The following is a 9658-nucleotide window of genomic DNA, read 5'->3' on the forward strand; positions in this document are numbered from 1 at the left end:
CCCGCGCACGACCATGGGTCTGGGGCCGACCAGCCCCGAAACCAAGGACCCTACGCCGCCGTTTTATCTACCACCTTTGAGGAACGCAGCACTAATACTGCAACGACACTTGCATGAGTCGGTGCTGGTAGATCTGACGTGTGGTGTTGGATCGGGTTGTGGCCGAGTTGGATTCGTTGATGTCGCGGATCGGGGGCCGGTTCGCGCGGTCGGAGCCGCGTGCTCGGGTGCGTGAATATGTATCGGGGCTGTTGGCGGGTTTGGAACGTAAGAACGGGTGGACACTGGCCGAGCGTGCTGGTGAGGCGGGTCCGGAGGGGATGCAGCGGCTGCTGCGTAAGGCGGACTGGGATGTCGACGGGGTCCGCGATGACGTGCGCGCCTACGTGATTGAACACCTCGGTGACCCCGGGGCGGTGGTGGCCGCCGATGAGACCGGTTTCCTGAAGAAGGGCGTGAAGTCGGCTGGGGTGCAACGCCAGTATTCGGGTACCGCCGGACGGACGGAGAACTGCCAGATCGGTGTGTTTCTGGCGTACGCATCCCGGCACGGGCACGCGCTGATCGACCGGGAACTCTACGTTCCCGAGTCGTGGACCGATGACCGGGCTCGCTGCCGGGCCGCGGGGATCCCCGACGAGGTGGGGTTCGCCACCAAACCTCGGCAGGTGATCGCCATGCTCGAGCGGGTGCTGGCCGCGCAGGTGCCGTTTGCGTGGTTCACCGCCGACGAAGCCTATGGCCAAGCCGGTTATCTGCGTGAGTGGCTGGAAGAACGCGATGTGTTCTACGTGATGGCCACCCGCTGTGATCAGCAGGTGAGCACCCGCGCGGATCGTGTCATCCGCGTCGATGAGCTGATCGCCGAACTACCCGCACCGTCGTGGCAGCGACTCTCGGTCGGCGCCGGTGCGCACGGTCCACGCGAATACGACTGGGCACGCCGGCCGATCGATGGCACCTGGGCCCGAGGTCGCGGGCACTGGCTGCTGGCTCGCCGCAGCATCAGCGACCCTCACCAGATCGCCTACTACCTGTGCTACGGACCGCACTCGGCCCGGCTGATCGACCTGGCCTGGACCGCCGGATCCCGCTGGCACATCGAAGAAGCATTCCAGCAGGCCAAGAACGAGGCCGGGCTCGATCATTACCAGGTCCGCACCTGGCGCGCCTGGTACGCCCACATCACCTTGTCCATGCTCGCCCTGGCCTGGCTGGCCGCATCGAAAACCCTTGCTGCAAAGGGGGACTCGCCGACACAGGCGAAGACATGATCGCTCTCACGCTACCGGAGATCCGCCGCCTGCTCATCGCCTTCGTACTCACCCGCCACCACCGCGCCGACCACATCTGGGCATGGTCGAGATGGCGACGCCGCCGACAACACCAAGCCCGCCTATCCCACTATCGACGACGCGGCCACCCACTCACCTGAGTGTCGTTGCAGTACTAAGCCTTGCCCTCCCGCCGGTAAGGCTCGTCGTCAGCCAGACGCAGGATGTGCAGGGTCTTGTGGATCCGGCCGTAATGGGCGATGGCTTGGCCGAGACTGGTGGGGTTGCCGTCGCGGGAGACCATGCGCGTGACTTCGTGGGCGGAGACTTCACCGGCATGCATCGATACCGCGACCCTGCACATGTCTTAGCTAGATCCACAGTCCCTGGGGCAGACACCGTGCGACCAGCCACCGAACCCGATGGACACGAGGTTTGTAGGAGTTTCCCCCATATCGCGTAGGTCGAAGGCCTGGGAGCATCTTTTCAACACGCTGTTCTTCGAAAGGTAGGAGTCTGCTATATGCAGTGCGGCAGACATGTTCGGTCAAGCCCGGCAGTTACAGCGTTCACTGTCTCGACCGAGGCGGCAATCCTGCCTATGGGGTGGGTGCCAGATGTCGGCGAAGTGGCGGGATTCACCCGTTCCCGGCTGCTGACCAACTGCGCCGTGTCGTCTTCTTTCTACCTCGTACCGCAAGTCGTAAGCGGTGAGTCGTGACCGATATCGAAGCCGGGTCACTGCCCCCCGCTGAAGCGGTAGGACCGGCTGACAGCCCTGGCGGGAATGAAGAGTCGGCTATACCGTTGACGCCGTGGTCGTCGGTTGGGGGTGGTCGACGGCGTGCGAGGGGAAAAGCGACACCACTCGACATGCCGCCTTCGAATGGGCATCCGATCGCGGGAGAGGCCCGGACGCAGGGGCAGGACGCGTCGTCGAGTCTTGGCGTTAGCACTTTGGGGCAGAATAGCGGTACCGTTATGTCCACGACGCCCGCCTCTTCGGCGACCGTTCAGCAGCATCCTGCCGGCGCTGTCACGCTGTTTGAGGCGCAAACTCGGAATGATCATGTCGCATCGGGACCAGTAACCCCAACAGGGGTCGCGGCTCAGCCTCGATCTCAGGGAGAACCGGCGCCACCGGTGGATCCGGATTTGATTGGACAGCTGGCGCCGATGGCGTTAATGGCGTTGCCTATGATCGCATCGGCGTTGGCTGGCCTAGCTGGCGGCGGTGTGCACGACGGTGAAGCGGATACCGGTGGCGCTGGCGGAGGCTTGTCACCCGAGTCGCAAAAGGCACTGCACATACTGAATTCATTGGCGGCGGCATACGGCGATGGGCCCACCGAGAATCCCGAAGCGAGGGCGTTGCCGGGAAATGTCGGCGCGGCAACGCTTTCCGGTGATACCGCGATTGCTGTGAAGGCGAAGCAGTTGTACCTGGTCAATGCTGCCGGTGCTTTCAACAATGTGGATAACGGGATCGCCGGTTACCTCAAGGATATGGCTGGCAGGAATAATGTCGATAAGAAGGCGATCAGAGCTCTGTTGCGTGAGGTAAACGTCAAACTGGCTGAACTCAAGTGGCAGGCATATACCAAGGCCGGACAGCAGAAGGTCCGCGATATCCTCACAGTTGCGCTGCAGAAAGGACAGCGCATCGTTGCCGCCACGCAAGCGAATACCGTCAACACTGCTGCTGTCATTGACCGCCTCAGCGACCAGTACCTTTACAATATTTACGGACGGAGCGCAGCCAGCGGTGGTCCCGGTGGGGCGAGCTCGGCGGCACATAAGGCTGTGCGGGTAGCGACTGCGCAACTTGGTGACCCTTATATATATGGAGCTGAAGGCCCGAACGCTTTCGATTGCTCGGGTCTCATGCAATACGCAGCCGCAAAGGCTGGCATCAAGATCCCACGCGTCGCCGCGGCCCAGTACCGACAGCTTCCCAAAGTCCGCCCTTCAGATATTCGGCCTGGCGACCTGATCTTCCCGGCCAAGCAATTCAATGGTGGCTGGCCTAAACATGTGATGATGTACATCGGAAACGGCAGATGTGTATCCGCGCCGTATTCCGGTGCGGTCGTTCACATCACTCCGCTACCCGATAGCTACCATGCCACTCGCTTCGCATAGACAGTGTGTTACGTGGTTGTGATTCGTTTGCTGTATGCGCAGCGATAAGCCTTGTCAGGGCTGCTTCGGCCGACGCTTTGTGTTGTCTACCTTGCGCACCGCTCGCGACCAGTCGATCACGCCCTGGCTACCCAGCTCATCAAAGACCGCGCGATGCATAGCGGTTGCTGCGCGGATAGGTGACATCGATCTGGCTTGCCGAGAGGCCAGCCTGAAGGATGTTCATCGTGCCCAAGCCCTACCCCAGGAGTTCCGCGACGACGTGGTTCTGGTCGCCCGTCAGCGTGAGGACGGGGTGACCTTGGACCAGATCGCGGCCGATTTCGGGATCCACCCGATGACGTTTGTCGAAATGGATGCGTCAAGCCGACATCGACGAGGGCAACAAGCCCGGAACGACCAGTAGCGAGTCTGCTGAGCTGCGGGAAGTGCGGCGCCGCAACCGACTGCTCGAGCAGGAGAACGAGGTCCTGCGCCGGGCGGCGGCGTATCTGTCGAAAGCTCATCTGCCGGGAAAGGCTCGCCCGCTCGTGAAGGAGCTCGCCGCCGACGGGATTCCCGTCGTGGTGACGTGCCGGGTGTTGAAGCTTGCTCGCCAACCGTTCTACCGGTGGCTGGCCATGCCGGTCACCGCGAGTGAGGTCGCCGAGGCGCAACTGGGCAATGCCCTGTTCGACGCTCATCGCGTCAATCTGGAGTTCGGGTACCGGTTCTCGCCGACGAGGCCGCCGCGGCGGGTGAGCCGATGACCGGGCGGACCGCGTGGCGGATCTGCTCGGCGAACGGGTGGTGGAGTGTGTTCGGCGAGCCCCGACGAGGCAAGACCGGCCGGATCGGGCCGCCGGTCCATGATGATGTCGTCCGTCGCGACTTCATTGCGGATCGGCCGAACCGGTTGTGGCTCAGCGATATCTCCGAACATTCGATGAGGGATGGAAAGCTCTATTTCTGCGCGGCCAAGGGCGTGTTCTCGGGTCGGATCGTCGGGTATTCGATCGACTCGCGGATGAAGTCACGGCTGGCGGTGACCCGCGTTGCACAACGCCGTCGGTCGTCGTGGTGACGTAGCCGGCTGCATCGTCCACACCGACCGGGGCAGCCAAGCCATATTCAACTGATCGTTGCAACACCTCGATCGTGGAGGTGTCGAGGTGGGAATTGGTCCGCAGCAGAAGCGGGTTCGTGCGTACCGGGGCCAGATTCCGTCGCCGGGTCGGCCGACGGTGGCCTGGCGTGAGGATCGGGTGCGGTTCTGGGCGGCGATCGCGCGCGGGGTGATGGCCGAGGACGCGGCGGTGGAAGCGGGGGTGTCCTCGCCGGTCGGGTTCCGATGGTTCCGGCATACTGGCGGCGTGAATCCGCGTTTGCCTCAGTGTGTTTCGGGCCGGTATTTATCTTCGGGGGAGCTGGAGGACATCGCGTTGCGGCGGGCTCGGGGCGACGGAGTGCGGGAGATCGCTCGTCGGCTCGGTCGGAGTCCGTCGACGATCTCGCGGGAGTTGCGTCGCAACGCCTCGACCCGTTCGTACTGGCTGGACTACAAGGCCTCGACGGCGCAATGGCATGCCGAACGTCGGGCCAGGCGCCCCAAGATCGCCAAACTGGTCGCCAACGACCGGCTGCGCGAATATGTGCAAGACAAGCTCTCCGGGGTCGTGCGAACTGCCAACGGACGTGCCGTGGCCGGCCCGGTCGGTCCGGAGTGGAAAGGGCGCAACAAGCCGCATCGTGGTGATCGGGCGTGGGTGAACGCGTGGAGCCCGGAGCAGATCTCGAACCGGCTGAAACTCGAGTTCCCCGACGACGAGTCGATGCGAATCAGTCATGAGGCGATCTACCAGGCACTGTATGTCGATTCCCGGGACGGGCTCGAACGCGAACTCGTCGGCTGCCTGCGCCGAGGCCGGGCGTTGCGGTCCCGCGCGCACGCGCCAAGCAGAAAGCGTGGACACATGTGACCGCCGAGACGCTGATCGGTAACCGGCCCGCGGAGATCGGCGAGCGGGTGGTCGCCGGGCATTGGGAATCTCAATGGTGTTGTCAAGCAGCGGTTTTGATAGATGGGGTTCGTCGGTATAACAACGCTGATCGCGCACCAGCGCCCAGAGCACGTCGACTCGGCGGCGAGCCAAGGCGATGAGTGCTTGGGTGTGGGTTCGTCCGTGTGCACGTTTGTGCAGGTAGTAGTCACGATTGCGTCCGGGGAGCATGCTGCTGGTTTGTGCGGCCAGAAAGAACGCGTGTCGCAGCGGTCGGCTGTAGCGGCGAGGACGGTGCAGGTTGCCGGTCCGGCGGCCCGAATCATTCGGCACCGGGACCAGACCGGCCGCGGCGGCAAGATGGCCGGCGCTGGGGAATGCGCGCAGGTCACCGGCGGCGGCCAGCAGCATCGACCCGAGGATCGGCCCGAAACCGGGCATCGACTCGATGCTTGCGGCATCACGATGGCCGCGGAACAGGTCAGTGATCTGTGTATCGAGGGCGGTATCCGTTCATCGAGGGCCAGCACGGCCGTGGCCAGCTCGGTGATGATCCCGGCGGCGATGTCCTGGCCGGGCAAGGCAACGTGCTGGGATCTGGCGGCGGTGACCGCTCGGGCGGCGAGCTGGGCGAAGTTGCGGACCCGACGCCGTTGCAGCCAGCCGGTCAATCGAGCCTGTCCGACGCGACGGATATGCTCCGGGGTGACGTAACCGGTGAGCAGCACCAACGCGCCCTTGCAGGACGAATAGTCGAATTCTCGCTCCAGAGAGGGAAATACGCTGGTCATCGCGTCACGGAGACGGTTGATCATACGAACCCGGTCAGCGATCAGGTCACTGCGATGGCCGATCAGCAGGCCGAGGCTGCGTGTCAGGTCAGCGGTCTGGTCGATGACGGTGAGATCCCAACGGATCCGCGCGGTCTCGGCGATGAGGAAAGCGTCTTTCGCATCGGTTTTTCCTTCACCGGCATACGCGGCGCTCATCGCCGCAACCATTCGGCGGGCGCGTATCGAACTGGGTGACCCGCGCGGGCCAGCAGTGCCAGCAGCAACGCCGCGGGCGCGGCGATGATGTCGACAGTCCACACGATCTGCTAGCGAGCGCGGTCACCGTGGTGATCGCCGCGACGAGTTCGGCTTCATCGTTGACCAGCTTCGCCGACCACAGTTTGGTGCCGTCGCTGTCCACAACACATACCCAATGGTGGGTCTTGTCGATATCGACTCCGGCCCAGACCATTTCACGTCCCACACTGACTCCCGTTTCGCGCTGGTTCGTCGCTACTGTCTGACCCGGTGGAACACCCCGCCGACACATCCGTAACCAGCGACAAACGCGCATCTCAATCAGCAGCCAGGGCGTCCAAGAGGACCGGGCGGACATTCCCAGTAAGCGACCGAATCGCAAGGCGACCTCAGCCACACCCGGCCCTCACGGGTCGCCGTTCAGTCTTACGGAAGGCGATCTGATCATCGGGTTGCAGCGTTCGGCGATCGAACCCTGGTCGAGCGGACGACCCGGTTCACGATGCTGATCCACCTGCCTCGCGAGGACGGATACGGTGTCATCGCCCGCACCAAGAACGGACCCGCTCTCGCTGGCTACGGCGCGGTGACCATAAACGACGCGCTCACCCGAACGCTGCGCCCGCTGCCGCCGCCGCTGCGTCGATCGCTGACCTGGGACCGGGGCAAGGAACTGTCCGACCACGCACGGTTCACCGCCCGCACCGGCGTCGAGGTCTAGTTCGCCGATCCGAAGAGCCCATGGCAACGCGGCACCAACGAGAATACCAATGGCCTTCTACGCCAATATTTTCGAAAGGCACCGACCTCTCTCGCTGGGGCGCTGCCATCGCGCACACGCTCAACTCCCGACCCCGCAAAGCCTCGGCTGGAAGACGCCCGCAGAAGCCTTCACCGAGCAGCTACGATCACTCCAACAAACCGGTGTTGTGACGACCGATTGAATACGGCCAATTCCGTTCCAGGCGATTCGTGCACGCGCTCACGGTTTCGGATGATTGGCTCGATGGGTCGGGTCGGCGCGGCAGGCGACAACGCCGCGATGGAGCTTCTTCAGCCTCCTGCAACGCAATGTCCTCGACCGCCGCAAATGGGAGACCTGCGAACAGCTCCGGATCGCGATCGTGACCTGGATCGAACGCACCTACCACCGGCGCCGCCGACAGACCCGACTCGGCCGATTGACCCAATCGAATACGAAGCAATCATGACCCCAGCAGCCGCACAGGCCACGATCATCGCCTTCGGCGAAATCGACCCAATCGTCGGCTCCGGAGGACAGGCCTCGTTGTGGGTAGCGCACATCCGTCCATGATTACTAATCAAGCAACGCGACAGAACCAACCCATGCCAGACGCTGTAGGCCGGAACCTAGCGAAGAGTTCGCGAAACGAAACTCGGTCGTGGACTGAGTACTTGCAGTCGTAGGCATTTGCCCCATACCGCTTATGCGTCCCGAGGTGGGACCGTTGGCGCTCTATCAGGGGCGCGGCGTTCGGCGAGTTGTCGACGCCGCTTGGAGCGAAGGCGGATGTTGTGGAGTTCGATTATCTCGCGTTGCCGCCGGAAGTGAACACCGCCCGGTTGCTGTCCGGCCCCGGCGCGGCTGCGCTGGGAACTACCGCAGCGGCCTATGCGGACTTGGCCGCGGGGTTGTCCGTCGCTGCCAGCGGGACCGACGGCTTAACCGCCGTGATGGGTGTGGTGTGGCAAGGCCCGTCATCCGATGTCGCCCAAGCGGCATTTCGTCGACACGCGGGCTGGTCGCACAGGCAGTCCGCAGTTGCCCTGGATGCCGCGACGTCCGCGGCCGAGCTGGGCTCGATTTTCATCGCGGCGCAGGAAGCTATGACGGATGTGGCGGTGTGGCTGGCCGAATGGCATGCGAAACAGGCCGCTCTCGCCGCCGCCAGCACAACGCAACTGGCCCCGCTCACGCTGGCAGCGATGGCGGCGAGTGAACTGGAGTATCTGGCGATCGCGGCTGCAGCGGCGGCGGTGATGGTTGGCTACGATTCGGCGGCCTCGGCCGTGCTGGCAGGGCTGCCGAGGCCGGAGATTCCCCTGCCGATCGTCAGCGGTGGTTCGATCCCCGAAGGAGCCTCGATCGGTTCGGCATCTCCCGGGATAAGGAGTCCCACGATAGGCGACAATGGCGTGCACACGAGCCAATCCGACGTGGGAAGCAGCCAGACCGGTGATTCAGGCGGATCCAACCCCGATCCCACTCACCCCTCGCAGCCACTCGACACCGCGCAACCCACGAATATGCTGCCGGACATGGACAACCCCTCGTCCTTATCCGATTCGCCCGTCAGCTCGTCGGGGGCCGGTTCCGATGCCGGTTCGATGGACCAGCAAGGTTTGCTTGGTGTATCACAGGATTCGACGACGCTGGCTGGGATGTACGGCGGAGTAGGCAGCTTGGTAGCGCTCAGCATGACTCGCGGTGGGCCGAGTGTCATGTCCGGTGCTGCGACCGGTTTCCGGATGCCGTCCAACTGGTCACCCGGCCGCGGTACCGCGTTCGGTGCCCCGTCCAACCCGCCGGTCGGAGGACCAGTCTCCCGTCAGACCGCACCTCGCGGAGCGAGCGCGCCGAATGTGCAGATGCGGCGACGCAGGCGGGACGAAGATCGCGAGAACTCGGCGGTGTTTGTGCCAGGTGAACCGCAGGATGTCCCGGTGACCGAGCGGCCACCGGTCTTCGGAGTCATCGAGTATGGCGACGCCGACCGCTGGGAGGAACCCGAAAGTCCGGAAACGGAACAGTCGCCGCTGATCGGTGTGATCAGAAGCGCCGCTGACGAACCGGCGACCGCAGACAGGAGACCCGCGCGATGAGGTTTGCGCCGTGACCCGGTTCTGCCGGGGGCGGATAGATTCGGCTGGAGGGTGAGCAACGGCCACGTGCGCTGCTGCCTCGCCCCGACCCCGCCACCATCAAATGTCATGTCACCGGGCATGGCGGGGTACCGGCTACCTTGATGGTTACGGCGATGGGCAGCGGCCTGCACGAAGCTCTGCGACGACTTGGCGTATGCGGCGCTGGGGCTTAGCTTGGTCTCTAACCTGGCCGTCTCGGTTTGGTGCCCTTCTTGTGGTGTGCCGGCGGGTATAGGCATGGCAGGTGCCTAAGTGCCTGTGTATGAACTGATCGTTTTTCCTGTTGCGGCTGCTGCGGGTGGCTTATCGTCGAGGCGGGGTGGTTCGTGCGGGAGGCGGCGATGGT

4 protein-coding genes and 6 pseudogenes are annotated in these 9658 nt (G+C 63.9%); 8 read left to right on the forward strand and 2 right to left on the reverse strand.

Translation table 11 applies throughout. From position 1 onward, the window contains the following. Positions 1-140: 140 nt before the first annotated feature. Positions 141-1435 (forward strand): annotated as a pseudogene (locus tag ABZW96_RS36770) (IS701 family transposase). A gap of 29 nt (positions 1436-1464) precedes the next feature. Here the strand turns inward: ABZW96_RS36770 and ABZW96_RS36775 are convergent. After that, positions 1465-1641: pseudogene (locus ABZW96_RS36775) on the reverse strand (Tn3 family transposase); the annotation flags it as partial. A 776-nt stretch (positions 1642-2417) separates the two neighbouring features. Between ABZW96_RS36775 and ABZW96_RS36780 the strand changes: the two are divergent. From ABZW96_RS36780 to ABZW96_RS36795, 4 genes and pseudogenes are all read left to right on the forward strand, one after another. Next, complete coding sequence (locus ABZW96_RS36780) at positions 2418-3416, forward strand: NlpC/P60 family protein (protein ID WP_355081413.1); 999 nt, start codon at positions 2418-2420, stop codon at positions 3414-3416. A 356-nt stretch (positions 3417-3772) separates the two neighbouring features. Then, complete coding sequence (locus ABZW96_RS36785) at positions 3773-4165, forward strand: hypothetical protein (RefSeq protein WP_355081415.1); 393 nt, start codon at positions 3773-3775, stop codon at positions 4163-4165. After that, positions 4162-4479 carry a hypothetical protein gene (locus ABZW96_RS36790; protein ID WP_355081417.1) on the forward strand — a complete coding sequence of 106 codons (318 nt, stop codon included), beginning with the start codon at positions 4162-4164 and terminating at the stop codon, positions 4477-4479. Before ABZW96_RS36785 ends, ABZW96_RS36790 begins: the two co-directional genes overlap by 4 nt. Before the next feature lie 88 nt (positions 4480-4567). Continuing rightward, positions 4568-5442: pseudogene (locus tag ABZW96_RS36795) on the forward strand (helix-turn-helix domain-containing protein); the annotation flags it as partial. Between the two features lie 49 nt (positions 5443-5491). Here ABZW96_RS36795 and ABZW96_RS36800 read toward each other — a convergent pair. Then, a pseudogene (locus tag ABZW96_RS36800) lies at positions 5492-6640 on the reverse strand (IS110 family transposase); the annotation flags it as partial. 217 nt (positions 6641-6857) lie between these two features. Between ABZW96_RS36800 and ABZW96_RS36805 the strand changes: the two are divergent. The 3 genes and pseudogenes from ABZW96_RS36805 to ABZW96_RS36815 all read left to right on the forward strand — a co-directional run. Beyond that, a pseudogene (locus ABZW96_RS36805) lies at positions 6858-7370 on the forward strand (IS30 family transposase); the annotation flags it as partial. A gap of 7 nt (positions 7371-7377) precedes the next feature. Then, positions 7378-7636 (forward strand): annotated as a pseudogene (locus tag ABZW96_RS36810) (IS3 family transposase); the annotation flags it as partial. A gap of 326 nt (positions 7637-7962) precedes the next feature. Next, positions 7963-9270: a PPE domain-containing protein gene (locus tag ABZW96_RS36815; RefSeq protein ID WP_355081419.1), complete on the forward strand. Its 1308-nt coding sequence runs from the start codon at positions 7963-7965 to the stop codon at positions 9268-9270. The last annotated feature ends 388 nt before the right edge of the window (positions 9271-9658 follow it).

The organism is Nocardia sp. NPDC004168 (assembly GCF_040610355.1).
In the GTDB taxonomy this organism is placed as follows: domain Bacteria; phylum Actinomycetota; class Actinomycetes; order Mycobacteriales; family Mycobacteriaceae; genus Nocardia; species Nocardia sichangensis.

Excerpts from the sequence above, each read along its gene's own strand:
- ABZW96_RS36785 (WP_355081415.1), top strand. The coding sequence starts at position 3,773 with ATGCGTCAAGCCGACATCGACGAGGGCAACAAGCCCGGAACGACCAGT.
- ABZW96_RS36790 (WP_355081417.1), top strand. The coding sequence starts at position 4,162 with ATGACCGGGCGGACCGCGTGGCGGATCTGCTCGGCGAACGGGTGGTGG.